This window comes from Burkholderia sp. KL41 (genome assembly GCF_057005415.2).
Window position 1 is genome coordinate 2,278,799 of record NZ_CM174447.1, and the last position, 26,719, is coordinate 2,305,517.

The following is a 26,719-nucleotide window of genomic DNA, read 5'->3' on the forward strand; positions in this document are numbered from 1 at the left end:
CAGCAATGGCGCAAGCAATAACGACACGCGTCAACCCCGTTGTTCCTGCTTTCGTTTTCGAATTCCGGCCGGGCATGGCGGCGCCGCCACCCTGCCGCCGGACTGCTGATGACACCCGCACATCGCGCGGGCCCGCTACACCTATGCGCCTTCCGCCTTCGCGCGACGCGCCGGATTGCGATGCGCGGCAATGCGCAGCAGCTTCTGGAACGACGGGCATTCGAGATGGTTCGCCGCCGGGCACACGGCCGCGTGCCGCAGCGCATCGCGCACGGCGCCGAGACGGCGGATCGTGCGGTCGAGTTCGTCGGCCTTGCTGTCGAGCTTCGCGCGATCGATCGCAGGCAGGCCGTCCGTGTCCACCATCGCGAGGATGTCGTCGAGCGAAAAACCGGCCTCGCGGCCCAGCGCGATCAGTGCCAGGCGCTCCAGCACCGACTCGTCGTATTGCCGCCGCAGCCCGTGGCGGCCGATCGGGACGATCAGCCCCTTTTCCTCGTAGTAGCGCAGCGTCGACGCGGGCAATCCCGAGCGCCGCGCCACATCCGCGATGTCCAGCCGACTCATGCTTGACCTCAAGTGAACTTGAAGTTGCAAGATAGGCGCCCGACTCCATAAAGACAAGCCCTGACTGCCATGAAACCGCCGAATCCACGCTGTATCCCGCTGCGCCGCGCAACCGTGACCCTCCGCGCCGGTGGTCCGCGATGAGCCTGCCCGACGTCCTGCTCAACCTGTTGCTGATCGGCGCGGGCGCCACGCTCGTGATGGATCTGTGGGCGCTGTTGCGCCGACGTGCATTCGGCATTCCGTCGCTCGACCATGCGCTGGTCGGCCGCTGGATCGGTCACATGACGCAAGGCCGGTTCCGGCACGTGTCGATCGCCGCCGCGCCGCCCGTGCCGGGCGAACGCACGCTCGGCTGGATCGCGCATTACGCGATCGGCATCGCGTACGCGGCGCTGCCCGTCGCGATCGCGGGCACGGCGTGGATCGGCACACCGACGCCGCTCCCCGCGCTCGTCGCCGGCCTCGCCAGCGTGGTCGCGCCGTTCTTCGTGATGCAGCCCGCGTTCGGCCTCGGCATCGCGGCGTCACGCACGCCGCACCCGGGCGTCGCGCGCCGGCGCAGTGTCATCGCGCATCTGTCGTACGGCGTGGGACTTTATCTGGCGGCGTTCACGCTGGCAGCGCTGACCCGTTGAGCGCACCATCTTGCCGAAGCCATGACGGGTAGCGCCGGCTCCACGGAGCCGACATCGACGCCCGCACAAGCGCTTCGTCGAAGTGTGCCGGGCGCTTTGTCCTGCGCGAGCCGAGCGATGGCCGCGCCGGGCCTCCGCACGGGCGCAGCGGCGAGGCAATGTCCACCCCCATGCCGTCATACGGGCCAACGTGGCACGCCTGCGCACGGCCACCCGGTATTCCCGTTGCGGTCAACGCGTTCATCCGGACGCCGCGGATGACACCGCCCATCACTCCCCGCCGCAGTCGATCAGGTTGTGGCGCACGCGCCCGAGCAGCCGCACCAGCGTATCGCGCTCGTCGGGCGTGAAGCCGCGCAAGCCGTCGTCGACGACGGTGTCACCCACTTCGAGCATCTGCGGAAAGATCTCGCGCGACTTGTCGGTCAGCCGGATCACGAATGCACGGCGATCGTCGTCGTTCGCGACGCGCTCGATCCAGCCATAACTTTCCATCCGGTCGAGCAACCGGGTAAGCGAGATCGGCGCGATCTCGAGCCATTCGGCGAGCCGCGCCTGATTCATCTCGCCCTTCCACGTCAGGTATGCGATCACGCGGCTTTGCGCGCGCGTCAGCCCGATGCGCTTCGCGCGCCGGTCGAACAGGCGCCCGTTCAGGCGGGCCACGTCGGAAATCAGGTAGCCGATCCGGTTCTCGTAGGTCTTGTCCATGCCGGGATTATAGGGTCAAGCCGACAGCCACCCATCGCTCGCGGCCCGGCGATAAGCGGATCTATGATAAGCATGCTTATAATTCCAGCGATACCTGATCGCCGCCCACGGCGACCGCCCCATGGAGACACCCGCTTGAACCCCGCCGCCGACGCCCCCGCCTCGCCCGCCCTGAACCGGCCGATGCTGACCCTGTCGATCATGCTCGCCACGCTGATCCAGACCCTCGACAGCACGATCGCGAACGTCGCGCTGCCGCACATGCAGGGCACGCTGTCCGCGTCGCAGGACGAGATCACGTGGGTGCTGACCTCCTACATCGTCGCGGCGGCGATCGCGACACCGCTAACCGGCTGGCTGTCCGACCGGCTCAGCGTGAAGCGGCTGCTGATCGTGTCGATCGCGGGCTTCACGGTCGCATCCGCGCTGTGCGGGCTGTCCGAGACACTCGTGCAGATCGTCGGCGCCCGCCTGCTGCAGGGCGTGTTCGGCGCCGCGCTGGTGCCGCTGTCGCAGTCGATCCTGCTCGACATCAACCCGCGCGAGAAGCAAGGCCAGGCGATGGCGATCTGGGGGATGGGCGTGATGGTCGGCCCGATCCTCGGCCCGACGCTCGGCGGCTGGCTCACCGACAGCTACAACTGGCGCTGGGTGTTCTTCATCAACGTGCCGATCGGCGCATTCGCGCTGGCCGGCGTGATGACCTTCCTGCCCGCCCGCGCGCCGCGCCCGCACGTGAAATTCGACGCGTTCGGCTTCGCGACGCTGGCGCTCGCGATCGGCGCGTTCCAGGCGATGCTCGACCGCGGCGAACAGCTCGACTGGTTCGGCTCGTACGAGATCCGCATCGAGGCTATCGTCGCGGCACTCAGCTTCGCGTTCTTCCTCGTGCATACCGCGACCGTCGGCAAGGCGTCGTTCTTCAAGTCGGAACTGCTGCGCGACCCGAACTTCGCGACGGGCACGCTGTTCATCTTCGTGGTCGGCGCGGTGCTGTACGCGACGCGCGCGCTGCTGCCGCCGATGCTGCAGAACCTGATGGGCTACCCGGTCGCGACGACGGGCCTCGTCACCGCGCCGAGCGGCGCCGGCACGATGATCGCGATGCTGTTCGTCGGCAGGCTGCTGAAATACGTGGATGCGCGGATGCTGCTGCTCGCGGGGCTGTCGATTTCCGCGCTCGCGCTATGGCAGATGATGCAGTACACGGTCGTGCTGTCCGAGGCGGACATCGTGTGGCCGGGCGTGGTGCAGGGCTTCGGGCTGGGGCTCGTGTTCGTGCCGCTGAGCGCGCTGTCGTTCTCGACGTTGCCGCCCGACCTGCGTGCGGACGGCACCGCCACCTACAGCCTGATGCGCAACATCGGCAGCAGTATCGGCATCTCGATCGTGCAGACGCTGATGACGCGCAACACGCAGGTGTCGCACGCCGATCTCGCCGCGCAGATCACGCCGTTCAACCCGGCCGTGCAGGCGATGGCCGGCAGCCGTCTCGACATCGCGCTGCTCGACCGCACGATCAACCAGCAGGCATCGATGATCGCCTACCTGAACGACTTCAAGCTGATGTTCGTCGCGACGCTGCTGATGATTCCGCTGTTGCTGCTGATCCGCCCGCCGCAGAAAACGGCGAGCGTGGAGATCGCGCACGCGGCGATGGATTGACGATGCGACGGGCACGCGCCCGTCGCAGGCCGAACCGTCAGGCCTTCATCGTCCCCGTACGCACGTAACGCTCGTGCCACGACAGCGCCTCGGCGAGCAGGTGCGGCGTGTGCTTGCCGAAGCTCTCGCGCGACGCACGCTCGAAATAATCCTCGAGCATCGGCCGGTAGTCGGGATGCGCGCAGGTCGCGATGACCTTGCGTGCACGCTGCTTCGGCGACAGGCCGCGCAGGTCGGCGAGGCCCTGCTCGGTGACGACCACCGCGACGTCGTGCTCGGTGTGGTCGACGTGGCTCGCCATCGGCACGATCCGCGAGATCGCGCCGCCCTTCGCGGTACTCGCCGACATGAAGCACGACAGGTAGCCGTTGCGCGCGAAGTCGCCCGAGCCGCCGATGCCGTTCTGGATCTTCGTGCCCATCACGTGCGTCGAGTTCACGTTGCCGTAGATGTCGGCCTCGATCATCCCGTTCATCGCGATGCAGCCGAGACGGCGCACGAGTTCCGGATGGTTGCTGATCTCCTGCGGGCGCAGCACGATCTTCTCGCGGAACGTCGCGATTTCGTCGGCGAAGCGCTGCACGGCGGCCGGGCTCAGCGACAGCGCGGTGGCCGACGCGAAGCTCAGCGTGCCGTCCTGGAGCAGGTCGAGCATGCCGTCCTGGATCACCTCGGTGTACGCGGTCAGGTTCGAGAAGCCGGCCGAGCTGAGCTCCGCGAGCACCGCGTTCGTGATGTTGCCGACGCCCGACTGCAGCGGCAGCAGGTTTTCCGGCAGGCGGCCGCGCTTCACTTCGTGGCGCAGGAAATCGATCAGCTGGTGCGCGATCTGCTTCGACGTCGCGTCCGGCGCGGAGAATGCGTTGCTGCGATCCGGTGCATCCGTCTCGACGATCGCGACGATCTTGTCGGCCGGGCAGCGCAGGTACGGCTCGCCGATCCGGTCGTCGCTTTTCGTCAGCGGAATCGGCTTGCGGTGCGGCGGCAGCGCGGTGCCGTAATAGACGTCGTGCATCCCGTCGAGGCCGAGCGGCTGGCGCGAGTTGACTTCGAGGATCACGTGCTTCGCGCGTTCGAGCCATGTCTTGTTGTTGCCGATCGAGGCGGACGGAATCAGCAGCCCGTCCTCGCGGATGCCCGCGACTTCGACGATCGCGACATCGAGATCGCCGTACAGCCCGAACCATGCGTATTGCGCGACGTGGCTCAGGTGGACGTCCTGGTAGTCGACTTCGCCGCCGTTGATCTTGTCGCGCAGCGTCGGGTCGGACTGGTACGGCAGGCGCATCGAGATGCCGTTGGTGCGGGCGAGCGCGCCGTCGAGCTCCGGTGCGGTCGACGCGCCCGTCAGCACGTTGATCCGGAAGTCCTCGCCGCGCGCGTGCGCCGCGTCGATGTGAGCGGCGAGCGCGGCCGGAACGGCCTTCGGATAGCCCGACCCCGTGAAGCCGCTCATGGCGACGGTCATGCCGGGACGGATCAGCGCGGCGGCTTCGTCGGCGGTGCGGACGAGCGAACGCAGGGCGGGAGCGAGGATGCGTGATGAAGACATGGCTGGATTCTGATGCTTTGGTCTGTCGTTGACGTCGCTGGGGGTGTCTCCTGAGCGACATGAAGCCCTTGTGGCCGCGACGGGCGGCCGGCACCACAGGCATGGTCGGAGTATCTCAGAGGCGGTCGCCACGAAATGTCCGCCGTATGAAAAAGATCGTTGCCGGATTTGCCGCGTATCGAACGGCCGTTCTGTGACAGGCGCCCCGTTCGATTCGAATGCACATGAAAGGTGCGCGAAAGCATCGGACACAACGACCGGTCGACGATCACCAATCCGCACACGTCAATCGACGGATTTCCATTGCGATTCATCGCCTGTCGATCGGCAATGGTCGATGCCGAATCCGGCGCGGCCAATTGTCACCCGATGCCGGTTGTCCCGGCCTGACGCACGTCAACCTCGCACGCGCCGCGCGTCTCCCGCCGGGAAGCGCGAAAAACACCGCCTCACCGGCTTCCGAGGCCCGTCCGTCCTTGACAGGCGCGCGACGCGAACCACACTGGAATACGGATCCCGCAGCCCCGTTCGGCCGCCCTTTCGCGCACGCGCTTTTCGGTCGGCCGATCGTCGCAAGACGCGGTAACACTCGCTCATGTCAGGACATTGATCGAATAAAAAGCAACAAATTACAATTCCGTATATATTTCGCCGATGGACCAAAGAAAAACCGCCACACGTTCCGAACCGCCCCTGCCACGCACCTGGGATGCGCGGCTCGCGCGCTCGCTTGTCCGACCGCTCGTCGACACGCCCGTCACCCCGAATCACCTCACCACCGTTCGTCTGCTGATCGGCCTCGCCGGCGCCTGGTGCCTCGCGCACGGCGGCTTCGGCTGGAGCAATGCAGGCGCGTTCCTGATCGTGCTGTCGAACTTCGTCGACCACACCGACGGCGAGCTCGCCCGCATCAGCGGGAAATCCAGCAAGATCGGTCATTTTTACGACCTCGCGGCGGACGCGCTCGTCACGATCGCGCTGTTCGTCAGCATGGGCCTCGGCATCGTCGCCCAGGGCGGCCAGATGGCCGCGTCGCCGGTGCTGCTCGGCGCGGTGGCCGGCGCCGCCGTCGCGCTGATCTTCTTCCTGCGCATGCGGATCGAATCGATCGCCGGCAAGGCCGGCACCAAACAGGCGTTCGCCGGCGGCTTCGAAACCGAAGACGTGCTGTACCTGCTGCCGCTCGTGACGCTCTTCGACGGCGTCGAGCCGTTCCTGCTCGCGGCGTCGATCGGCGCCCCGCTCTTCGCCGCATGGGTCGTGATCGACTGGTGGCGCATCGTCCGGCGCGGCAACGTCGCGCAGAATCCAACTGAAATCCAGGCTTCCAAATGACTCCTAGCACGCGCGACGACTCCGTGCTGAGCCCGGCACGCCCCGCGCCTGCGCGCGCGGCCGTCGCCGATCCCGATCGCACCGTGGCCGACTGCGTCGGTTCGCTCGACCTCGACCGCCTGCGCGGCGACTACACGCGCCAGGGCTCGTTCCTGTACCTCGACGCCTTCCTGCCGGCCGACGCGCACGCGAAGCTCGCGGCGGCCGCCCGCGCGATGCAGTCCGGCCTGAACCGCAATTACCTGCCCGGCCACAAGCAGGGCGGCAGCGTGAGCCGCCATACGATCGACGAGCAGGCGCCGTACATCGCCGAGCTGTATCGCTCGAAGGCACTCATCTCCTTCCTGGAGAAGGTCACGGGCGACAAGCTGATGCTGTCGCCGGACGACGATCCGCACGCGTATGCGCTGTATTACTACACGAAGCCCGGCGACCACATCGGCTGGCACTACGACACGTCGTACTACGACGGCCGCCGCTATACGCTGCTGATCGGCGTGATCGACGAATCGTCGTGCCGGCTCGACTACGAGCTGCACACGCGCAATCCGGACATGGCCGACGAACCGGGCTCCGTCCAGATCGCCGACGGCGGCATCGTGCTGTTCGACGGCGACAAGCTGCGCCACCGCATCACGCCGCTGGGCCAGAACGAGATGCGCGTGTCGCTCACCTTCGAATACGTGACGAATCCCGGCATGCGCCCGTGGAAGCGCTTCATCTCGAACATGAAGGACGCGATCGCGTATTTCGGCTTCCGCCAGGTGTTCAAGCAACTGGCGACGCGACGTCCGACCGGGTCATGACACGCGCCGGCCTGATCCTGCTGTCCCTCGGGACCGCACTCTTCGTCGCGCTCCTGGCCTGGCAGGGCGTCGGCGCGGTCGCGTCCACGTTCCTCGCGGCCGGCTGGGGGCTCGCGCTCGTCGCGGCGTTTCACGTCGTGCCGCTCGTGATCGACGCGATGGCGATCTCCGTGATGTTCCGCCACGGCCAGCCCGGCGCCGAACTCGGCAATGCGCTGCGTGCGCGCTGGGTCGGCGAATCGGTGAACAGCCTGCTGCCCGCCGGGCAGATCGGCGGCCCCGTGCTGATGGTGCGCCACCTCGCGCAGCGCGGCACGCGGATGGCCGACGCGGCGGCCGCCGTCACCGTCAGCACGACGATGCAGGCGCTCTCGCAAATGGCGTTCGCGCTGATCGGCATCGCCGCGTTCAGCCTGTACGCCACGCACGAATCGGTCGCGCACCTGCGCACACCCGCGCTGATCGCCACCGGCGTGCTCGGCGCCCTCGCCGCGCTGTTCTACGTCGCGCAGCGGCGCGGGCTGTTCGGCCGCGGCCTGCGCCTCGCGTCGAAGCTGCTCGGCCCGCGCGACTGGTCGTCGCTGGCGACCCGCGCCGACGCGATCGACGACGCGGTCGGCGCGCTGTACCGCGATCGTGCGAAGGTCGCGAAGACGTTCGCATTGAGTCTCGTCGGCTGGATCGTCGGCACCGCGGAAGTGTGGCTCGCGCTGCACTTCCTCGGGCACCCGGTGAGCTGGCTCGACGCGCTGCTGCTCGAGAGCGTCGGCCAGGCCATTCGTGGCGCGGCCTTCGCGATCCCGGGCTCGCTCGGCGCGCAGGAAGGCGGCTACCTGCTGCTCGCGCCGCTGGTCGGACTGCCGCCCGACGCGGCGCTCGCGCTGTCGCTCGCGAAGCGCGCGCGCGAACTCGCGCTCGGCCTGCCCGGCCTGCTCTACCTGCATTTCAGTGAAAGAAACTGGCAGCGGCGCCGTGCGCCGCAGCCGCTCGCCGACTGATCGTTCAGATCCGCCGGCTTTTTGGTTGGAGAACCCATGCGAGCCATCATTCTTGCGGCAGGCCTCGGCTTGCGCCTGCAACAACCGCCCGAGGCACAGTTCCCGAAGTGCCTGCTGCGCTTCGACGACGTGTCGCTGCTCGAGCGCCATCTGCGCGTGCTCGATGCCGCGGGCGTCGACGAAATCGTGCTCGGGCTCGGCTTCCAGGCCGGGAAGGTCGAGCAGGAATTGAAGCGCCTCGGCCGCCAGGCCGAGATCGTGATCAACGAACGCTACGACCTCGGCAGCGTGCTGACCGTGCATACCGTCGCCGACGCGATGACGCGCGGCGGCGACGTGCTGCTGATGGACGCCGACGTGCTGTATGACGAGAACATCCTGCACGCGCTGGTGGCCGATGCCGACAAGGCGGTCGACCGCCTGTTGATCGACCGCGACTTCGAGGCCGGCGACGAGCCCGTCAAGCTGTGCCTGAAGAACGGCGTGCCGGTCGAGCTGCGCAAGCAGCTCGCGGTCGACCTCGAATACGACACGATCGGCGAATCGGTCGGCTTCTTCCGCTTCACCGAAGGCACCGCGCGCCGCCTCGCGACGATCGTCGCGGGCTACGTCGACAGCGGCCGCGCGAACATGCCGCACGAGGAAGCCGTGCGCGACCTGCTGCTCGAAGGCGGTCATTCGTTCGACGTCGCCGACGTCACCGGCTCGCCGTGGATCGAGATCGACTTCCCGAACGACGTCGCCCGCGCCACCCAAGAAATCCTCCCCCTGATTCAACGCACCACCGCAGGAGTCGCACGATGAACGCACGCGAACCCAACTTCACCGAATCGCGCAGCGCCCGCCTGCGCCGAATGCTCGTCAGCAGCGATCTCGAATTCCTGATGGAAGCGCACAACGGCCTGTCCGCGCGGATCGTCCGCGAGGCCGGCTTCAAGGGCATCTGGGCATCGGGCCTCGCGATCTCCGCGCAGTTCGGCGTGCGCGACAACAACGAAGCGAGCTGGACGCAGGTCGTCGACGTGCTCGAATTCATGGCCGACGCAAGCGACCTGCCGATCCTGCTCGACGGCGACACCGGCTACGGCAACTTCAACAACGTGCGCCGCCTCGTGAAGAAGCTCGAGCAGCGCGGCATCGCGGGCGTCTGTATCGAGGACAAGCAGTTCCCGAAGACCAACAGCTTCATCGGCGGCGAGCGCCAGCCGCTCGCGGAAATCGACGAATTCTGCGGCAAGATCAAGGCCGGCAAGGATTCGCAGACAGATCCGGACTTCTCGATCGTCGCGCGTGTCGAGGCGCTGATCGCAGGCTGGGGGATGGACGAGGCACTGCGTCGCGCGAACGCATATGCGGAAGCCGGCGCCGACGCGATCCTGATCCACAGCAAGCTGTCGCGCCCGGACGAGATCCTGCAGTTCGCGCGCGAATGGAGCGGCAAGGCGCCGCTCGTGATCGTGCCGACCAAGTACTACAGCACGCCGACCGACGTGTTCCGCCAGGCCGGCATCAGCACCGTGATCTGGGCGAACCACCTGATCCGCGCGTCGGCATCCGCGATGCAGGCGACCGCGCGCGAGATCCACGAGAGCGAAACGCTGATCAACGTCGAGGACCGCGTGGCATCGGTCAACGAGATCTTCCGCCTGCAGGATGCCGACGAGTACTCGGCCGCCGAGCGCATCTACCTGTCGTCGTCGTCGCGCGCGTCGAACGCCGCGATCGTGCTCGCCGCGAGCCGCGGCAAGGGCCTCGAAGCCGTGACCGAAGACAAGCCGAAGGTCATGCTGCCGGTCGCCGGCAAGCCGCTGCTGCGCTGGCTCGTCGACGGCTTCAAGACGCACGGCGTGAACGACATCACCGTGGTCGGCGGCTATCGCGCCGACGCGATCGACACGTCGGGCATCAAGCTCGTGGTCAACGAGCGCCATGCGCAGACGGGCGAACTCGCGTCGCTCGCATGCGCGGCCGAACGCCTGACCGGCGACACCGTGATCTCGTACGGCGACCTGCTGTTCCGCAGCTACATCGTGCGCGACCTCGCGGAGAGCGAGGCCGAGTTCAGCGTGGTGGTCGATTCGTCGCTGACGGAAACCAACCAGAGCGTGCGCGATTTCGCGCTATGCTCGGCGGCGGACGATCGCGGCCTGTTCGGCCAGAAGACCTACCTGCAACGCGTATCGAGCGACGTCGCCACGGGCACGCCGCACGGCCGCTGGATCGGCCTGCTGAACGTGCGCGGTGCCGGTGTCGAGCGCCTGAAGGCGATGCTCGCGACGCTGCAGGCGCGCGACGATTTCGACACGCTCGACATCCCGTCGCTGCTCAACGAACTGATCGCCGCCGGCGAGAAGATCGAAGTGCAGTACGTGCACGGCCACTGGCGCGGTGTGAACGATCTCGAAGACTTCCGCCGCGCGGGTGACTTCGCGCACGGCCAGACGCCGCTGTCCGAACCGGGCACCGGCAACGGGGGCGCGCAATGATCGAAGCGGCACAGTTCGTCGAGGCCGCGCGAGAGCGCGGTTTCGACTGGTACGCGGGGGTGCCCTGCTCGTACCTGACGCCGTTCATCAATTACGTGCTGCAGGACCCGACGCTGCATTACGTGTCGGCCGCGAACGAAGGCGACGCGGTCGCGCTGATCGCGGGCGCGACGCTCGGCGGCAAGCGCGGCATCGCGATGATGCAGAACTCGGGGCTCGGCAACGCGGTGAGCCCGCTCACGTCGCTGACCTGGACGTTCCGCCTGCCGCAGTTGCTGATCGTCACGTGGCGCGGCCAGCCGGGCGTATCCGACGAGCCGCAGCACGCGCTGATGGGCCCGATCACGCCCGCGATGCTCGACACGATGGAGATCCCGTGGGAGACGTTCCCGACCGACCCCGAACAGGTCGGCCCGGCACTCGACCGCGCGATCGCGCACATGGACGCGACGGGCCGCCCGTACGCGCTCGTGATGCAGAAAGGCAGCGTCGCGCCGTATGAGCTGAAGGCAAACCCGGCGGCCAAGCCGCGCGCGCATGTCGTCGCGCAATCGTCGACGCGCGCCGCGTCGGCCGAAGCCTGGCCGACCCGCCAGGACGCGCTGCAGCGCGTGATCGCGCACACGCCGGTCGATTCGACCGTCGTGCTCGCATCGACCGGCTTCTGCGGCCGCGAACTCTACGCAATCGACGATCGCCCGAACCAGTTGTACATGGTCGGTTCGATGGGCTGCGTGACGCCGCTCGCGCTCGGCCTCGCGCTCGCGCGCCCCGACCTGAAGGTCGTTGCGGTCGACGGCGACGGCGCCGCGCTGATGCGCATGGGCGCGTTCGCGACGCTCGGCACCTACGGCCCGGCGAACCTCACGCACGTGCTGCTCGACAACGGCGCGCACGAATCGACGGGCGGCCAGGCAACGGTGTCGCAGCACGTGTCGTTCGCGGGTGTCGCGGCGGCATGCGGCTACGCGTCGGCGGTCGAAGGCGACACGCTCGACGTGCTCGATACGGCGCTGGCCGGGTCGAGCGACGGTGCGCAGTTCGTGCGCCTGGCGATCCGCACCGGCGTGCCCGACGGCCTGCCCCGCCCGACCGTCACGCCGGTCGAGGTCAAGACCCGTCTGATGCGGCACATCGGCGCCGCGCAGACCGAAGCCCACGTTGAAGGAGCCCATTGATGCTGCTGCTGAACCCCGGCCCGGTCACGCTCACCGAACGCGTGCGCCGCAGCCTGCTGCAACCTGACCTGTGCCATCGCGAAAGCGAATTCTTCGATCTGCAGGACGAAGCACGTGCGCGCCTCGTTGCCGCGTACGAGCTCGATCCGGCCGAATGGGCCGCCGTGCTGATGACGGGTTCGGGCACGGCCGCCGTGGAAAGCATGATCGCGGCACTCGTGCCGCAGGACGGCAAGCTGCTGGTGATCGAGAACGGCGTATACGGTGAACGGATCACGCAGATCGCGACGCAGTACGGGATCGCGCATGAGGTGCTGAAGCATGAGTGGATGCAGGCGCCCGATCTCGCGCAGATCGCCGCACGGCTCGATGCGGGTGGGTACTCGCATGTCGCCGTGATTCATCACGAGACGACGACGGGCCGGCTGAACGATCTCGGCGCGATTGCCGGGGTGTGCCGTTCGCGCGGCGTGAAAATGCTCGTCGACGGCGTCAGCAGCTTCGGCGCGGAAGCGATCGACTTCGCCGGCGGCGACATCGACGCGGTGGCCGCGACCGCGAACAAGTGCCTGCACGGCGTGCCGGGCGCGGCGTTCGTGATCGTGCGCCGCAGCGCGCTCGCGAAGGCTGCAAGCCGCACTTACTACCTCGATCTCGGTCGCCTGGCAAAGCTGCAGGATCAGCGCAATACGCCGTTCACGCCTTCCGTGCATGCGTATTACGCGCTCGTCGAGGCGCTGCGCGAGTTTGACGAGGCTGGCGGCTGGCGTGCGCGTCATGCGCATTACAAGGCGCTCGCCGATCAGGCGCAGGCCGGGCTGGCGGCGCGCGGGATGCCGCTCGTGCTGCCGGAAGGTGAATCGTCGGTCGTGCTGCGCGCGTATCGGCTGCCCCAGGGGGTGACCTACGAGACGTTGCATGACGGCTTGAAGGCACGCGGTTTCGTGATCTACGCGGGGCAAGGCGGGCTGTCGAAGGAACTGTTCCGGATTTCGACGATGGGCGCGATTCAGGCGGCTGATGTCGATCGGTTGCTGGAAGGGTTCACGGCGCTGACGCGGTAAGCGGCGCTCGTACCTTCGTCCATGAAAGGCCCTTCTCGGAAGGGCCTTTTTTATTCTTTGCGGATTTTTCGGAACCTCCGGACGGTTGAGCCCGCAACCATTACGAGGCTTGAGCCGAGCGACTGCCTCAAAGGCGCACGCGCGGTAAAACCCCGACCTCGAAGCGGAGGATTGTCCGCCGACGTTCTGTCAAAATACCCGCTTGATCCTCCTGACCGACCGCGGAATGGAACTCAGACAATTACGCTATTTTCTCAGCGTCGTGGAACATGGAAGCATGGGCAAGGCAGCGCTGGAACTCGGCGTGGTGACCTCGGCATTGAGTCAGCAGATCAGCCGTCTCGAAGGCGAACTGTCCACGCGTCTGCTGCAACGCACCTCGTCGGGCGTCGTCCCGACCGACGCAGGTTTGGCGTTCTGGCGTCAGGCGCAACTCGCGCTGCGTCATATCGACGACGCCGCGCTTGCTGCACGCTCGGCCCGCCTGTCGGGCCATGTCAGCGTCGGCATGGCGCCGAGCACGGCGAGCGTGATGGGTGTCGCATTCATGCAGGCCATGCGCGCGCGCTATCCCGACGTACGGTTGCACATGGTCGAAAGTCTCTCCGGCTATCTGGCGTCCATGTTGAGCGCGCGTCAGATCGATCTCGCCGTGCTGTTCCGCGAGGAGTCCGCGCAACGCTGGAGCGTGATGCCGCTGCTGGACGAGCGGCTGTTCCTGATCGGCGCGGGCGATCTCGATGGCATGCCGACGAGCGCATCCGTCCGGCTGAAAAATCTCGGCAGGCTTCCGCTGATTCTCCCCAGCGGCACGCACGGGCTGCGTTCGCTGCTGTTGTCCGCATTCAGGCGCGCCGAGTACGAGCCGAACATCGTCGCCGAAGTCGACGGCCTCGCGCTCCTGATGGACTTCGTCCGCGCCGGCATCGGCGCGACGATACAGCCGGGCGCGGCGCTCGCAAGGCCCGAGAACGTGATACTGACGAGCGTGCCCGTCGCCGAGAAATACGCCACGCGCCCCAACATGCTCGCCAGCATCTCCGATGACGAACTGTCTCCCGCCGGTCTCGCCGCGCGCGTGGTGCTCGCCGATGTCGCCCGTCAACTGGTGCGGGAAGGCCGCTGGCCCGGCGCACGGCTGCGGGAACCTCAGCCTTCACAAAAAGTGAACACCCGTTGACGGCTGGCTGGTAGCGGCGCGGACACGAGGCCTTTACGATTTGCCCAAAAGGAGGCAAGTCTGATGGTCGATGTGCTCGTAATCGGAGGAGGCAATGCCGCGCTGTGTGCCTCATTGATGGCGCGCGAAGCGGGCGCCTCGGTCCTGCTTCTCGAATCCGCGCCGCGCGAATGGCGCGGCGGCAACTCGCAACACACGCGCAATCTGCGCTGCATGCACGATGCGCCCCAGGACGTTCTCGTCGAGGCCTATCCGGAAGAGGAATTCTGGCAGGACCTGTTGAAAGTCACCGGCGGCATCACGAACGAGCATCTCGCACGGCTGACGATCCGCGCGTCGTCGTCGTGCCGGCCGTGGATGCGGAAGCACGGCGTGCGCTTCCAGCCGCCGCTGTCCGGTGCGCTGCACGTGGCACGCACCAATGCGTTCTTCATGGGCGGCGGCAAGGCGCTCGTCAACGCGTATTACCGCAGCGCCGAAGCACTCGGTGTCGATATCCGCTATGAAACACCCGTCGATTCGCTTGAACTCGACGGCAGCCGCTTCATCGCAGCGCGCAGCGGCCGCCAGCGCTTCGAGGCGCGCGCCTGCGTGCTGGCGGCAGGCGGCTTTGAATCAAATCGCGAATGGCTGCGCGAAGCGTGGGGGCAAAACGAGCGCGGCGAATGGCCCGCCGACAACTTCCTGATTCGCGGCACGCGCTTCAACCAGGGCGTGCTCATCAAGCATATGGCCGACGTCGGTGCCGACATGATCGGCGACCCGTCGCAGTCGCATTGCGTCGCCATCGATGCACGCGCCCCACTGTATGACGGCGGCATCTGCACGCGCATCGACTGCGTGTCGCTGGGCGTCGTGGTGAATCGTGACGCCGAGCGCTTCTACGACGAAGGCGAGGATTTCTGGCCGAAGCGCTATGCAATCTGGGGACGGCTCGTTGCGCATCAGCCGGCGCAGATCGGCTATTCGATCATCGACTCGAAAGCAATCGGCCGCTTCATGCCGCCGGTGTTTCCGGGGGAAAAGGCCGACACGCTGCCGGAACTCGCGCGCAAGCTCGGGCTGCCGGAAGCACGCTTCATGGAAACGCTCACGCGCTACAACGATTCGTGCCGCGACGGCACCTTCGATCACACCGCACTCGACGACTGCCACACCGAAGGGCTCGAGCCGCCCAAGACGCATTGGGCGCGTCGCATCGAGACGCCGCCGTTCTACGGTTATGCGTTGCGGCCAGGCATCACGTTCACGTATCTCGGACTGAAGACCAACGACCGCGCGCAGGTTCACTTCGGCGGCACCGCCAGTGAGAACCTGTTCGTGGCCGGCGAAATGATGGCCGGCAACGTTCTCGGCAAGGGCTATACAGCGGGCGTCGGCATGTCGATCGGCACGGCCTTCGGGCGCATTGCCGGGACGCAGGCCGCGCGCGCCGCACTCAAAACAACGGAGGCAACCCGTGCAGCAGTCTGACCCGCTCGCGCCCGAACACGCGCGCACGGCCTTTTCGGTCGATACGAAAAAAACGCCACGCGACAGCATGGCGCGCGTGATTCCCATTGTGCCGATGAGCACCAGCGAAACCGAAGTCGCCCGGCAGATGCAGATCTGCAACGCCTGCCGCTACTGCGAGGGCTTCTGTGCCGTGTTCCCTGCCATGACGCGCCGCCTGGAATTCGGCAAGGCGGACGTCAACTATCTGGCGAATCTCTGCCACAACTGCGGAGCGTGCTATCACGCATGCCAATACGCGCCGCCGCACGAGTTCGGGGTGAACGTGCCGAAAGCGATGGCCGAAGTCCGGCTCGAAACCTACACCGAGTACGCGTTTCCCGCGTCGTTCGGCGCGCTGTACAAGCGCAACGGCTTGACTGTGTCGGTCGCGCTGGCGGCCGGACTCGCGCTGTTTCTGCTGCTCGGTACGGCATTGCACGGCGGCTTGTCCGGCGATGTCGCGCCCGCGAACTTCTACGCGATCTTCCCGCACAACCTGCTCGCGGCGATGTTCGGCATCGTTTTCCTGTTCGCCATTCTCGCGCTCGGTATGGGCGTCACGCGCTTCTGGCGCGACGTGTCGGAAGGAACGGCGAGCGCGAGCGCGCCGGCCGTCGCGGAAGCGGCCAGGAACGCACTGACGCTCAAGTACCTGGACGGCGGCCACGGCGACGGCTGCAACGAAGAGAACGATACGTTCACGCTGGCGCGGCGCCGTTTCCATCACCTGACGTTCTACGGCTTCATTCTGTGCTTTGCGGCGACCGCCGTCGCGACGCTCTATCACTACGCCTTCGGCCTGGAAGCGCCGTATTCGTTTCTGAGCGCGCCGGTGCTGCTGGGAACCGCAGGCGGCATCGGACTGATTGCGGGGCCAGCGGGACTGCTGTGGCTGAACCTGAAACGCGTTCCGGAGCGCGGCGATGCCCGTCAGCGTCCGATGGACCGCGGCTTCATCGCGCTCCTGCTTCTGACGAGCACATCCGGTCTCGCGCTGCTCGCCCTCCGCACGACCTCGGCGATGCCGTCGCTGCTCGCCATTCATCTCGGCATCGTGATGGCGCTGTTCGCCACGCTGCCTTACGGCAAGTTCGCGCACGGCATCTTCCGATCGGCGGCGCTGCTCAAATCGTCGATCGAGAAGCGTCAACGCAACACACTGAGCCTCGGTTCGGATTAGCCCGTTACCCGGGTGCGCGTTGCGCGCCCATCACTATAGACAAGAAGCAGGAGACGCAATGAACCGTACCGAACCGATCGCCGCTACGCCCGGCGTTTCGCGCACGACAAGGGCCGCCGCCGTGTTGCGTGTGACGAGCGGCAACTTCATCGAACAGTTCGATTTCTTTCTGTTCGGTTTCTACGCGACCTCGATCTCGAAGATCTTCTTTCCGTCTACCAGCGAGTTCGCGTCGCTGATGCTCACCTTCGCGGTGTTCGGCGCGGGCTTTCTGATGCGTCCGCTCGGTGCAATCTTTCTCGGTGCGTATATCGACAAGGTCGGACGGCGCACCGGGCTGATCGTTACGCTGTCGATCATGGCGAGCGGTACCATTCTGATTGCCTGTGTGCCCGGGTACGCGACCATCGGCCTGCTCGCGCCGGCGCTCGTGCTGCTCGGGCGTCTGTTGCAGGGTTTTTCCGCAGGAGCCGAACTCGGCGGCGTATCCGTCTATCTTGCGGAAATGGCAACGCCCGGCAACAAAGGGTTCTACACGAGCTGGCAGTCGGCGAGCCAGCAGGTGGCCATCGTCGTGGCGGCGGCCATCGGTTACAGTCTGAACGAGTGGTTGTCCGCACAGCAGATCGCCGCATGGGGCTGGCGCGTGCCGTTCTTTATCGGCTGTGCGATCGTGCCGTTCCTGTTCGTGTTGCGCCGCTCGCTGCAGGAGACCGCGGCGTTCGAAGCGCGGCGGCATCATCCGCAGGCACGCGAAATTTTTGCGATGCTGCTCGGCAACTGGCGCACCGTGATCGGCGGCATGCTGCTGACGGCCATGACCACCACCACCTTCTATCTCATCACGGTCTATACACCGACCTTCGGCAAGTCGGTACTGAAGCTGTCCACCTCGGACAGCTTGATCGTGACGCTGCTGGTGGCTGCATCGAATTTCATCTGGCTTCCGATCGGCGGCACGATCTCCGACCGCATCGGCCGCAAGCCGTTGCTGCTCGCCATTTCCGTACTGGCGATCTTCACGGCTTATCCGGCGCTGTCCTGGCTTGCCGATGCGCCGAGCTTTGCGCGCATGCTGATCGTGCTGCTGTGGTTCTCGTTCTTCTTCGGCATGTATAACGGCGCGATGGTCGCCGCGCTCACCGAAGTGATGCCGGTCGAAGTGCGCGTCGCCGGTTTCTCGCTGGCGTTCAGTCTCGCGACGGCGCTGTTCGGCGGCTTTACGCCGGCGGTATCGACGTATCTGATTCAGGTTCTGCACGACAAGGCCGCACCCGGCTACTGGCTGAGCTTCGCCGCGCTCTGCGGCTTGTGCGCGACGCTCGGGCTGTACCGTCGCCGCGCGGACAGCAACGCGTCGGCGGCATCATCGGCCTGATAGCGATTGCATCGGCGCGAGTCGGTCACCCCGGCTTCGCGCCGGACTTTCGTTTTTCCAGCGGTGGCAAGAACGGGCGACGCGGTCCGGCTTGCGCAGCAACACAGGCCACTCCGTCTTGCCGTAAGAGCGGCGTCGGTCAAACGTCCGAATCACCGCTCTCGTACTGATGCGGGGGGCTATTTCCGAGGGTCCAGTGTTCGTCCGTCAACGGCGCTGGTTCGAATACGCCGATGTCTTCGAGCACGGCCGCCAGGCGGCTCGCATTCGGCGGGTTTTTTCGGGTCGCCTCAAAGTAAGCGGTACCCAGGCCGAAAGGCACTGTTTTTTTACGAACGCCCGTCGCGCTATTGGACAACGGAAACGGACCCGTGCCGAAATGGGCTGCCAGTCTCCGCAGGGTTTCGTCAATTTCGGAATGCGGAAAACGGATGACGCTCCCACCACCCGGCTTCCGGGTATCGATGGCATCCTGCCCGAGGTGATACTCGAATTGACGCCCTCGCTTCCGCGTCTCACATTCAATCCATTCATACACCTCTCCGCCCCCCGGGCGCCGGGTCTGTGGGCCGACAGGTTCGTGCCGCCGCGTCGCGCTGCCCGCCGCGTCGCTATCGCCGCCCAGGTCATAGCCGACCATGAACAATGCTGCCTCCAGGGCGCGCAGACGCCGCGTTCTGGATTCGATCCGCGTCGCAAATGCACTGCTGCGTGTGCATTCGTGATCGGCAATTGCCGTCAGCAGCCAACTCGCGAGCATGTTCCATTTTGCGTAGACTCGCCCGCTGGTCAGCCGGGGGAAAGCCAATCGAGCTCGACCCGCACAGCGCTCGGGCGGGTTTATTGCGTTCGGTGCGCTTTTGGCCGGCGCCCACGCAAGGTCCAGCCCTTCCGGCACCTCCGTCAGGCCCGTCGCCCGGCAGAACTGCACGACCGCTCGCCCCAGCGCAGCCGCCACGCGACTGTCATAGATTACGAAGTCGTCGCATACCAGTGAATAGACCTTGCTCATACCCGACGTGAAGCGCAAATCCCCGTCTGCAAGCAACGGATTCTCCGTGTCGCCCGCGTTGATCGCGTCACGCGTTCTGCTGATGATGTGACACAGCTCGCTTTTATGGTCGTTGAGCCATTTCCTGTTGCCGTTCGTGACACCACCCCAAATCATCACACCGAGCGCCGCGCGGTGAACACGCTCGTTGTTGCCGACGGCCAGCCCCGCATTGAGTTCCTTTTGCAGTGTCTCGAGCGCATGCAGGCTCGAATCGAACGAACTGCCGGCACGAATGCCATACCCGGACAGGTCGCCATACGTCCAGTGATAGCGCTCGTACGCATCAAACAGGTTTTCACAGGCCCAGTGCGTCCTGGTACGGCGCGATGTATAAGCGTGCTTAAAGGTGTCGTCGTCCAGACGCCTACTCATCCACGTCACGAATTTCCCGACTTGCCCCCGGATGTAATCGTTTTGTTTCATCTTGTTGGTCCTGTTGAGTGATGGCTGCCGCCGCCCACGGCGCGATTCGAGTGTGCAAAAACCCCCTTCGGTAATAACGGCAGCGGATACGCGATCCTGAATACGTCATCGCGCAACGGTCCGCACGTCGCCGTCCACGTGAAAGGGTCTGCGCTACACTTGCGAAGCTTTCGGCGGAACGCAGAAAAATGACAATCCAGAATCACCTGCCAGCCATACTGACCTATGTTGATGATCCGGAGGACAAGCAGCGAGCGGCCTCCAGATTGGCGATATCCACGCTCGGATTTGCGCACGTCTGAACGCGCAGTCGCCGCGCCGCAGTGTCCGCCGCGCGATGAGCAAGAAGCCGGACTACGTCGAGCACGTGGGCCACACGCAGGGCGTCCGCTGGTTCAAAGTCCGAGATACGGTCATGCTGCGCAGCGAGGAACGCATGTATGTCAACACCGCGATTGCCCTGTGCGCATTGCAGCGCGTTGCGGCACATCAGTTGCCGGACGTCGTCTTCGCAGAATTGGAGCACAAGTTCGTGCAGGCCCGAACGACGCTCGACCTCAGCACCGACGACCTCGCGCGGCAAGGAAGCTCATGGGAAGCGAAGTCCATGAAGATCGAGAGCACGCAGCCGTTGATTTTTCCGTCGATTGGCCCCGAAATCCATCGATGTCTGACGGACGCCCTGCTGCATGACAGGAAGGACCGCCACCCTATTCCCAAATAAAGGAAACCATGGAAGCCAGGCGCATATTTGAAGGCAATACTCTGCCTACCGTGGAGCAGGGTGTTGGCATGATCTCGATCGACACCATTGAACGCCAGTGGGATCTTGTCCACTGCGAACCGAAGACTAACCGCATGGTTTTAGTCTCCCGTTCCAGGGAGGTCGGGATCGTCGGCAAAATGGCCATCCGCGATGACGGGAAGTTCTGTCTTGTGTTTGAAATCTGGGCGACGATTGATCCCAATTTCGGTCTCTGCGAGATACAACAGTGGCATATCGATCGTTCCGAATATCAGGCACGCTTGGCCGAGCTGCAGCACGCACTCAAGGCCAACGGTTATTTGGCCTGTTCGCAGGCGAAGCTCAACGCGGTAGCCAGGCGGTTCAACGAGCCGTCCGCGGGACGCTAGACTTCGATACACCGGCTGAGCGAGTTCATCAATTCGTTGCATCGACGGGTTGAATCCGCCGTCAGTAAGCGACATCCACGACATCAATGAAGAACCTCTTTCCATCGTGACCGTGAGAATCCTCCATTTCGCCCCGTTGCTGGCGCTCGCCGCCTCCCCCATCGTTCACGCCGCCGACAGCCAGCCTTGCGACGACGACACCGTGACTGCCGTCGCCCGCTGGGCCGGCATCGCGAGCGCCCGCATCGCCACACGTGACGCGGACCGGCTCGTCGTCGCGGCGGCCTGCAAGGTCATGCCGAATGCGCCCGGAACGACAATCGCGGCCGTCGCGTTCGATTCGCTGCCGAAGAGCAGGAACCCGGACGAAAGCAGGAAGTTGCAGGTCGTCGCGCTCATTGAAGGCGGCAAGGTTGTTGCGGCCGAGCGGTCGGTGGTCGAAGAGGATGCGATCACCGCGGTCGACCCAAACAGCTATCGCATCGACACCGCACCATACCGGCTGTCGCCCGATGTCCGCGCATTCGGCGTCGTGTTCACGAGCAGCGCAAATGTACCGCACTGCGCCGAGGCTTATGCGGAAAACGAGCTGACGCTGTGGGTTCGAGAAGGCAATCGTATTCGTCCCGTGTTCGGAACGAACCTGAACGGCTGGACCATCGTCAAAGGCAGTCCCTGCGGCCCCGAAATCGGCGACACGCTCACGGAATCGGCGCACATGACGATCGCCGTCGAAAGGACCTCGAGCCACGGCTTCGCCGACCTGTCGATCACCGCACGTGTCGATCCGCCGCGGAACAAGGACAAGCGCCAGATCCGCACGACCGTCCGCTACGACGGCAAGTCGTACGGCATCGACATGTTCCGGACCTTCTGGTATCCACCTTCCGTAATGAAATAACGTGGCGCGTCAGCGCGCGTTCGACAGGTCGTTGTATGCATCCATCACGCGCCAGGAAAACGCCAGCGCCGCACCGGCGTTCATCGCCACGGCTACGCCCAGTGCTTCCGTCAGCTCCGCTTTCGATACGCCGAGTTCGATCGCCGGCGTCGCCTTGCAGGCGGCGGCATCCGGCGATGCCAGAAATTGGCATCTGGATCATGGCCGATCCACGCGGCGACGTTGGTTCGATCGAGCGGCCGGGCACTGCCTTATTTGACGACCGCATTCGTCTCGATGCACTCCGGTGACGCCGGCCTGAGCAGCGCTTCCTCCCGCCCCCGCCGCATCTCACGCGCCGTATACCGGTCCTTCAACCGCAGGAACGGTTTCTCGACGAGGAAATAACTGGCCGTCGCCGCCATCAGCGCCCACACGATCCCAAGCGGAAACGCATGCGCAACCGGCAGATCCGGATTCGCGAACGGCTGCTGCCACAGATAGAGGCTGAACGAGATCGTGCCGACGAACACGACAGGCTGCGCACGCAACCATCGCGCACACCAGAATTCGCTGCGGAAATTCAGCACGACGATCACGATCGCGATCAGCGCGGCCTCGAGCGTCACGCCGTACGTCGCATTCCAGAAGCCACCGAACCGATGCTCGGCGAGCGGGCCGCCGATCAGCACGACCACGATGATCGCCGTCACGATGCGCGTCCCGCCGCGCCACGAGCGAATCCACGCTTCGAGCCGTTCGCGGTTGAGCGACGCATAACAACCGATCAGGATCGGATCGACGCCCGTGTGAAGCATCATCCCGAGTTGCCCGCGCAGCGCGGGCGCCACGAAGTACGTGACGGCGCGCACCAGCGGCACGACCAGGATCAGCGCGGCCAGCCAGCGCGTTCCGCCTCGGCGCATGCCGTACACGAACAGCAGCGGCCAGAACCAGTAGAACTGTTCCTCGAGCGCGAGCGACCAGAAATGGCCGAGATACCACGCACCGTCCGGATGCAGCGTGTTGTCGCCGGTCAGCCCGAACCACGCCGAGTAGTTCCACAGGTGCAGCGCCGCATACAGCCACTGCCGGCGGTCGACGTCGAACCAGCCGGCGAAGGCCACGATCGCGACCGCAGCGAGATAGACGTAGCAGGCCGGCCAGATCCGCAGCGCGCGACGCACGTAGAACGACGTCAGCGCGATGCCGCCCGTGCGCGCGAATTCGGCGCGCAACACATTGGTGATCAGGAAGCCGCTGAGGACGAAGAAGATCAGCACGCCGAGCCGGCCGTCGGCGATCAGCCGCAACGGCGCGTACCAGCCCGTGTAGCCGCCGGGCAGCACGTGCTCGGCGTGTCCGACCACGACCATCGCCACCGCGACGGCGCGCAATCCGGTCAACTGCGTGACGCGATGGTTCATCGGCTGGTTTCCGTCGGCACGGTGGATGGGCAGCAGACCGGCGCCGCCCCCGCTTCGGCACGCCGATATGCCGCCGGGATTTTGTATGAAAAATATCGGAATGAAATTGCTTCAAAAATCCGGGGGCACCACGCTGCCTGAACGCCGTTCCATCACCCGGCCGCCCACCGCCCGAAAACCGGGCGGTTGAACGTTCTGCTCCAGCAATGGCTGCGCAACCTCGAAATGCCGCTTCTCTCCCCAAAGCACACGATCACCGACGACATAAAGGTATTTCTTCGCGCGCGTAACGGCGACGTTCAACAAGTTCGCCTCCGCCGATGCCCAGTTCATCGCACCTTCGTGCCGCGAATCGCAACCGAGCACGAAAAAGACCACTTCGCTTTCCTTCCCCTGAAACGTGTGTACCGTTCCCACACACTTCCTGATCCATTCCGCCAGGTCGGTCGGCACGGGTTTTCTGGTGCCTGCCAGCGCACGCTCCCAACGTTCGCGGTCGCTCAATAGATCGACGAGCCCGTGCTTGACCTGCCTGAACGGGGTGATGATGAACACGTCGGGCATCGTACTCGCACCCGCTTCATCCATCGCTTGCCGGTAAAGTCGCGTCAGCGCGTCGAATACCCGCTCGCCCTGTTCCGCGACGTACTTCGATCCCGCCTCCGCCGCGCCACGCACGTCCCACCAGGCGCTGGCGCCCAGTACGGGATGCGGCGCAGGCAGATACGCATCGGTCGACCACGTCTTCTGCTCATGCAACATGCGCCCGCCATATGCGATCGCATTCGCGATGTTGAACATAGGATCGTGGCAGCGCCGATGGATAATCAACGGCACACCGATGAACTGTTCGGGTATCGTCGGATTTCTCACGCCGAATGCACACACACGGTCCGCCAGTGTCTGGACGGAATGATGGTCAACCGCGTAGCGCGCGCGGCGCGTGCCGAGCCAGTGGTCGCCGAGGTTCGCGAGTAATTGCGTCGACTGCGTGACGACCGGCGGAATTTGCTGCGGATCGCCAACGACCACGACCCGTTGCGCGCGCATCAACGCCCCTACGGCAGCCTGTGGCACCGCTTGCCCGGCCTCGTCGATCACCAGCCAGCCCAGCCCTTCAGGCCCGACACCGGCAAATTGCTTGCGAATCGACGCGAACGTGCTTGACACGACTGGCGTCAGCATGAAAAACCACTGCCATAGTGTGCTCGCACCGCTTATCGGCGGACGCGACAGCAGGTTCGACAATGCGTAAACGAGTTCATTGAAGCGTGGCTGTTCCGCGTGAACGGTCAGGAAAAACGCCTCGTGCAATGCCATCGCCGAAGCAAATAGTTCGTTTCTCAGTGCATTGAGGGCTTCCGTTTGCCAGAACGCACGTTTCTGACTACGGGCCCGCTCGATTTCCGCGCCGAACGCGAGGTCTTCACCGCTCCAGAGCGGAACATCGTATTTCGCTTGTATCTGCTCGGCTTCCCTGAAATCGTCGCTAACCCTGCGCAATACGGTCGCGGCTTGAGTCGCCGCGATCCAGCCGCGATACGCGTCGCGCCGGAGCCATTTTGACGCCCAGCGCAGCCACGACGGGCCAAGCCGACGCTCGAACTGCCGCGCATCCTCGTGGAACCGATCGATGTGCGTGTCGAGCATCCGGCGCTGCCGCTCCAGCCCGCACCGGCTGAACGGCGCGATGGCCGGGCAGCATTCAACGACTTGCGGCCACGCCACTTCAATCGCGTTCAGATACGCATCAAGCTGATCGAGCTCATGCTGTGCGAACTCGAATTGTTTCAGCGCAGCGTCGAAATTGCGCTGGGCAGTCTGGAACGGAACGCGTTCGACGCCCCCCTTGCGCCAGTGATGCAAGTAGCGCCAGTAAGTCGTCGCACCGACCGCATCCCAACTCGAAAAATCGACGTCGCTGTTGGAAAGGAACAAGTCGCCAGGCTTGTCGTCGGGCGTTGCCGCATAGTTGTTGAAGATGTTGCTGAACAACCAGCGATTGGCGCGCTTGCCGAGCGCAGCCGCAACCAGCCCCCACACCGGCTCCTTGAGCTTCCACGGCTTCGACGTGTGACTGCCCGCGTATTTCGTCGCAACCGGGCCGAAGTAGGACAGCCGGCTTCGCAAGCCCGCATCGACGTGACGGCTCTGCGGCAATTCGAGCGACAGATTCTCGACCGCCCCGTTGTTGGTGGATGCAACGACGATTTCAAAGCCCGTCAACGCGGGCAAAAGCGCGGGAACCTGATAGCCTTTCCCGCCGAAATCGACTGTGACGCTTTCCCCCGACAGGCCGGCCCGCCAATCCGGCAATGCGGCCAGCGCGGACGCGCGCTCGACGACCAGATGCGCGATCAGATCGCGCAACAGCGTTGTCTTGCCGGTTCCAGGCGGACCGTTGACGGCAAGGATGTCGCCGACGCGCAGCATCTTCATCTTGTTCAGCGAATACTGCTGCATCAGCGACTGCACGTGTGCGGGCGCCGACGGCCAGCGCCCGGCGATACCATGCATTGGACGCAGTGAATCGGCGATTTCCCGCTGGCCGGCCGGATACGCATCGAGGTCCGTCTTCGATGAATCTCGAGCAGCCAAATAAGCAAGCAACGCACGCGGCGGCGATTCGGAATCGAGCGTTCGCCGCGCGTCTGCCAGATCCCGCACGTAAAAACTGTTCAGGATAGGCAGGACGTCGCCCGGGTCGTCCTCTTGCGCATCGCCCTCTGCCGCATCCGGCTCGTCGGGCACGGCTTGCGGTACCGCGCAGTCCGTGCGAGGCACCGCAAGCCGCTCTCGCACCGGCCTGCCGTGGTTGCCAGCCTTGATCGCCATCCATGCGACCAGCCCGTCGCCCGGCTCCAAGCCGGCCCATGTTTGCAGACGCCGCGCCATCTCGATCAGCATGTCGCAGTCGATCTCGGTCATACCGCCACCGAGCAGCATGTCGAACTCCCGCTTGAGCATTGCGGCGTCCGCGTCGAATGCGACCGCGGTGAGATCCGTCAATTCGCCCTCACGCAGCCGTCCGAGGGCCCACGGCAACGCGGAAACGCTCAACGCGTCGCCGCTCGATCGCCCGCCTGCTCCGATCGATAATTTGGCGAAGCATGTCAGCCCCTCGGGCGCCATCTCTTCGTCGCGGATCCGTTCGATGACAGTCCGCGCCGTCGCGCGCTCGGCCACATGCGCTTCGATCAGACGTGTCGCGAGCGATACGTCGAACGGCACGAGGTACAGTTCACCTGGTTGTCCGATCGCGGCGTCCCAGCACTCGCGCGCGGTCTCGTCGGCATGTATGCAGATCGTATCCTGGCGACGCCTGCGTGCCTGTTCAAGTTGATCGTCGAGATCGTAGCTATTGAAAAATTCGACGCTATGCCAGTAGTCGAGCACCGCCTCCATTTCGCGAATCATTTCGGCCCTGTTATGTATTTTTTTGACAGAACCCGCAGATTAGCGCAAACGCTCGGATCCACGCACGGCGCCGGCCAGCATGCAATCCGGCGCCAGCGCATCGCCCCGCCTGTCGCCGCGGCACCGCATCAAAACGACGAAACGACCGGTAT

General features: G+C 65.2%; 22 protein-coding genes and 1 pseudogene. 16 read left to right on the forward strand and 7 right to left on the reverse strand.

What is annotated here, in order from left to right:
* Positions 1 to 141: 141 nt before the first annotated feature.
* Positions 142 to 567: a helix-turn-helix domain-containing protein gene (locus PQB87_RS27620; protein WP_060052882.1), complete on the reverse strand. Its 426-nt coding sequence runs from the start codon at positions 565 to 567 to the stop codon at positions 142 to 144.
* A 140-nt stretch (positions 568 to 707) separates the two neighbouring features.
* On the opposite strand from PQB87_RS27620, the gene PQB87_RS27625 reads away from it, so the two are divergent.
* Positions 708 to 1,205 (forward strand): DUF2938 domain-containing protein, encoded by a 498-nt coding sequence (locus PQB87_RS27625; RefSeq protein WP_489242983.1) that lies wholly within the window; start codon positions 708 to 710, stop codon positions 1,203 to 1,205.
* A gap of 270 nt (positions 1,206 to 1,475) precedes the next feature.
* On the opposite strand, the gene PQB87_RS27630 is transcribed toward PQB87_RS27625, so the two are convergent.
* Entirely contained in the window at positions 1,476 to 1,916 is a 441-nt protein-coding gene (locus tag PQB87_RS27630) for a MarR family winged helix-turn-helix transcriptional regulator (RefSeq protein WP_021162076.1), read from the reverse strand.
* Positions 1,917 to 2,051: 135 nt separating this feature from the next.
* On the opposite strand from PQB87_RS27630, the gene PQB87_RS27635 reads away from it, so the two are divergent.
* Positions 2,052 to 3,581: a DHA2 family efflux MFS transporter permease subunit gene (locus tag PQB87_RS27635; protein WP_021162077.1), complete on the forward strand. Its 1,530-nt coding sequence runs from the start codon at positions 2,052 to 2,054 to the stop codon at positions 3,579 to 3,581.
* A 37-nt stretch (positions 3,582 to 3,618) separates the two neighbouring features.
* On the opposite strand, the gene scpC is transcribed toward PQB87_RS27635, so the two are convergent.
* Positions 3,619 to 5,133, reverse strand: a complete 1,515-nt coding sequence (gene scpC / locus PQB87_RS27640; RefSeq protein WP_027791325.1) for a succinyl-CoA:acetate CoA-transferase ScpC — start codon at positions 5,131 to 5,133, stop codon at positions 3,619 to 3,621.
* A 654-nt stretch (positions 5,134 to 5,787) separates the two neighbouring features.
* On the opposite strand from scpC, the gene PQB87_RS27645 reads away from it, so the two are divergent.
* The 11 genes from PQB87_RS27645 to PQB87_RS27695 all read left to right on the forward strand — a co-directional run bounded on the left by PQB87_RS27645 (position 5,788) and on the right by PQB87_RS27695 (position 18,232).
* Positions 5,788 to 6,468: a CDP-alcohol phosphatidyltransferase family protein gene (locus tag PQB87_RS27645; RefSeq protein ID WP_021162080.1), complete on the forward strand. Its 681-nt coding sequence runs from the start codon at positions 5,788 to 5,790 to the stop codon at positions 6,466 to 6,468.
* Entirely contained in the window at positions 6,465 to 7,274 is an 810-nt protein-coding gene (locus tag PQB87_RS27650) for a HalD/BesD family halogenase (RefSeq protein ID WP_489242984.1), read from the forward strand. The genes PQB87_RS27645 and PQB87_RS27650 overlap by 4 nt, the downstream gene beginning before the upstream one ends.
* Positions 7,271 to 8,272: an HpnL family protein gene (locus PQB87_RS27655; protein WP_021162082.1), complete on the forward strand. Its 1,002-nt coding sequence runs from the start codon at positions 7,271 to 7,273 to the stop codon at positions 8,270 to 8,272. Before PQB87_RS27650 ends, PQB87_RS27655 begins: the two co-directional genes overlap by 4 nt.
* A gap of 36 nt (positions 8,273 to 8,308) precedes the next feature.
* Complete coding sequence (locus PQB87_RS27660) at positions 8,309 to 9,076, forward strand: phosphocholine cytidylyltransferase family protein (protein WP_027791322.1); 768 nt, start codon at positions 8,309 to 8,311, stop codon at positions 9,074 to 9,076.
* Positions 9,073 to 10,758: a phosphoenolpyruvate mutase gene (gene aepX / locus PQB87_RS27665; protein WP_021162084.1), complete on the forward strand. Its 1,686-nt coding sequence runs from the start codon at positions 9,073 to 9,075 to the stop codon at positions 10,756 to 10,758. Before PQB87_RS27660 ends, aepX begins: the two co-directional genes overlap by 4 nt.
* On the forward strand, positions 10,755 to 11,936 hold the full coding sequence (gene aepY / locus PQB87_RS27670) for a phosphonopyruvate decarboxylase (RefSeq protein WP_489242985.1): 1,182 nt from the start codon (positions 10,755 to 10,757) through the stop codon (positions 11,934 to 11,936). Before aepX ends, aepY begins: the two co-directional genes overlap by 4 nt.
* Positions 11,936 to 13,000: a 2-aminoethylphosphonate aminotransferase gene (locus PQB87_RS27675; RefSeq protein WP_059683152.1), complete on the forward strand. Its 1,065-nt coding sequence runs from the start codon at positions 11,936 to 11,938 to the stop codon at positions 12,998 to 13,000. The genes aepY and PQB87_RS27675 overlap by 1 nt, the downstream gene beginning before the upstream one ends.
* Positions 13,001 to 13,226: 226 nt before the next feature.
* Entirely contained in the window at positions 13,227 to 14,180 is a 954-nt protein-coding gene (locus PQB87_RS27680) for a LysR family transcriptional regulator (protein WP_059485101.1), read from the forward strand.
* 63 nt (positions 14,181 to 14,243) lie between these two features.
* Positions 14,244 to 15,653, forward strand: coding sequence for an FAD-dependent tricarballylate dehydrogenase TcuA (tcuA, locus tag PQB87_RS27685; protein ID WP_489242986.1), 1,410 nt, complete (start codon positions 14,244 to 14,246; stop codon positions 15,651 to 15,653).
* On the forward strand, positions 15,640 to 16,854 hold the full coding sequence (gene tcuB / locus PQB87_RS27690; RefSeq protein WP_489242987.1) for a tricarballylate utilization 4Fe-4S protein TcuB: 1,215 nt from the start codon (positions 15,640 to 15,642) through the stop codon (positions 16,852 to 16,854). The genes tcuA and tcuB overlap by 14 nt, the downstream gene beginning before the upstream one ends.
* 58 nt (positions 16,855 to 16,912) lie before the next feature.
* Positions 16,913 to 18,232 (forward strand): MFS transporter, encoded by a 1,320-nt coding sequence (locus PQB87_RS27695; protein WP_059683145.1) that lies wholly within the window; start codon positions 16,913 to 16,915, stop codon positions 18,230 to 18,232.
* A 139-nt stretch (positions 18,233 to 18,371) separates the two neighbouring features.
* Here the strand turns inward: PQB87_RS27695 and PQB87_RS27700 are convergent, their stop codons facing one another.
* On the reverse strand, positions 18,372 to 19,709 hold the full coding sequence (locus PQB87_RS27700; RefSeq protein WP_489242988.1) for a hypothetical protein: 1,338 nt from the start codon (positions 19,707 to 19,709) through the stop codon (positions 18,372 to 18,374).
* 337 nt (positions 19,710 to 20,046) lie between these two features.
* Between PQB87_RS27700 and PQB87_RS27705 the strand changes: the two genes are divergently transcribed.
* The 3 genes from PQB87_RS27705 to PQB87_RS27715 all read left to right on the forward strand — a co-directional run bounded on the left by PQB87_RS27705 (position 20,047) and on the right by PQB87_RS27715 (position 21,744).
* Positions 20,047 to 20,433: a hypothetical protein gene (locus PQB87_RS27705; RefSeq protein ID WP_489242989.1), complete on the forward strand. Its 387-nt coding sequence runs from the start codon at positions 20,047 to 20,049 to the stop codon at positions 20,431 to 20,433.
* An 8-nt stretch (positions 20,434 to 20,441) separates the two neighbouring features.
* Positions 20,442 to 20,843: a hypothetical protein gene (locus PQB87_RS27710; protein WP_489242990.1), complete on the forward strand. Its 402-nt coding sequence runs from the start codon at positions 20,442 to 20,444 to the stop codon at positions 20,841 to 20,843.
* Between the two features lie 112 nt (positions 20,844 to 20,955).
* Entirely contained in the window at positions 20,956 to 21,744 is a 789-nt protein-coding gene (locus tag PQB87_RS27715) for a PA3715 family protein (RefSeq protein ID WP_489244294.1), read from the forward strand.
* Between the two features lie 9 nt (positions 21,745 to 21,753).
* Here PQB87_RS27715 and PQB87_RS27720 read toward each other — a convergent pair.
* From PQB87_RS27720 to PQB87_RS27730, 3 genes and pseudogenes are all read right to left on the reverse strand, one after another.
* Positions 21,754 to 21,888 (reverse strand): annotated as a pseudogene (locus tag PQB87_RS27720) (carboxymuconolactone decarboxylase family protein); the annotation flags it as partial.
* Between the two features lie 107 nt (positions 21,889 to 21,995).
* On the reverse strand, positions 21,996 to 23,150 hold the full coding sequence (locus tag PQB87_RS27725; RefSeq protein WP_489242991.1) for an acyltransferase family protein: 1,155 nt from the start codon (positions 23,148 to 23,150) through the stop codon (positions 21,996 to 21,998).
* 111 nt (positions 23,151 to 23,261) lie between these two features.
* Positions 23,262 to 26,567, reverse strand: a complete 3,306-nt coding sequence (locus tag PQB87_RS27730) for a DEAD/DEAH box helicase (protein WP_489242992.1) — start codon at positions 26,565 to 26,567, stop codon at positions 23,262 to 23,264.
* Positions 26,568 to 26,719: the final 152 nt, after the last annotated feature.

What these genes read in the sequence shown, in the direction of transcription:
- PQB87_RS27620 (WP_060052882.1), bottom strand. Translation starts at nt 567, where the DNA reads ATGAGTCGGCTGGACATCGCGGATGTGGCGCGGCGCTCGGGATTGCCC.
- PQB87_RS27625 (WP_489242983.1), top strand. Translation starts at nt 708, where the DNA reads ATGAGCCTGCCCGACGTCCTGCTCAACCTGTTGCTGATCGGCGCGGGC.
- PQB87_RS27630 (WP_021162076.1), bottom strand. Translation starts at nt 1,916, where the DNA reads ATGGACAAGACCTACGAGAACCGGATCGGCTACCTGATTTCCGACGTG.
- scpC (WP_027791325.1), bottom strand. Translation starts at nt 5,133, where the DNA reads ATGTCTTCATCACGCATCCTCGCTCCCGCCCTGCGTTCGCTCGTCCGC.
- PQB87_RS27645 (WP_021162080.1), top strand. Translation starts at nt 5,788, where the DNA reads ATGGACCAAAGAAAAACCGCCACACGTTCCGAACCGCCCCTGCCACGC.
- PQB87_RS27650 (WP_489242984.1), top strand. Translation starts at nt 6,465, where the DNA reads ATGACTCCTAGCACGCGCGACGACTCCGTGCTGAGCCCGGCACGCCCC.
- PQB87_RS27655 (WP_021162082.1), top strand. Translation starts at nt 7,271, where the DNA reads ATGACACGCGCCGGCCTGATCCTGCTGTCCCTCGGGACCGCACTCTTC.
- PQB87_RS27660 (WP_027791322.1), top strand. Translation starts at nt 8,309, where the DNA reads ATGCGAGCCATCATTCTTGCGGCAGGCCTCGGCTTGCGCCTGCAACAA.
- aepX (WP_021162084.1), top strand. Translation starts at nt 9,073, where the DNA reads ATGAACGCACGCGAACCCAACTTCACCGAATCGCGCAGCGCCCGCCTG.
- aepY (WP_489242985.1), top strand. Translation starts at nt 10,755, where the DNA reads ATGATCGAAGCGGCACAGTTCGTCGAGGCCGCGCGAGAGCGCGGTTTC.
- PQB87_RS27675 (WP_059683152.1), top strand. Translation starts at nt 11,936, where the DNA reads ATGCTGCTGCTGAACCCCGGCCCGGTCACGCTCACCGAACGCGTGCGC.
- PQB87_RS27680 (WP_059485101.1), top strand. Translation starts at nt 13,227, where the DNA reads ATGGAACTCAGACAATTACGCTATTTTCTCAGCGTCGTGGAACATGGA.
- tcuA (WP_489242986.1), top strand. Translation starts at nt 14,244, where the DNA reads ATGGTCGATGTGCTCGTAATCGGAGGAGGCAATGCCGCGCTGTGTGCC.
- PQB87_RS27695 (WP_059683145.1), top strand. Translation starts at nt 16,913, where the DNA reads ATGAACCGTACCGAACCGATCGCCGCTACGCCCGGCGTTTCGCGCACG.
- PQB87_RS27700 (WP_489242988.1), bottom strand. Translation starts at nt 19,709, where the DNA reads ATGAAACAAAACGATTACATCCGGGGGCAAGTCGGGAAATTCGTGACG.
- PQB87_RS27705 (WP_489242989.1), top strand. Translation starts at nt 20,047, where the DNA reads ATGAGCAAGAAGCCGGACTACGTCGAGCACGTGGGCCACACGCAGGGC.
- PQB87_RS27710 (WP_489242990.1), top strand. Translation starts at nt 20,442, where the DNA reads ATGGAAGCCAGGCGCATATTTGAAGGCAATACTCTGCCTACCGTGGAG.
- PQB87_RS27725 (WP_489242991.1), bottom strand. Translation starts at nt 23,150, where the DNA reads ATGAACCATCGCGTCACGCAGTTGACCGGATTGCGCGCCGTCGCGGTG.
- PQB87_RS27730 (WP_489242992.1), bottom strand. Translation starts at nt 26,567, where the DNA reads ATGATTCGCGAAATGGAGGCGGTGCTCGACTACTGGCATAGCGTCGAA.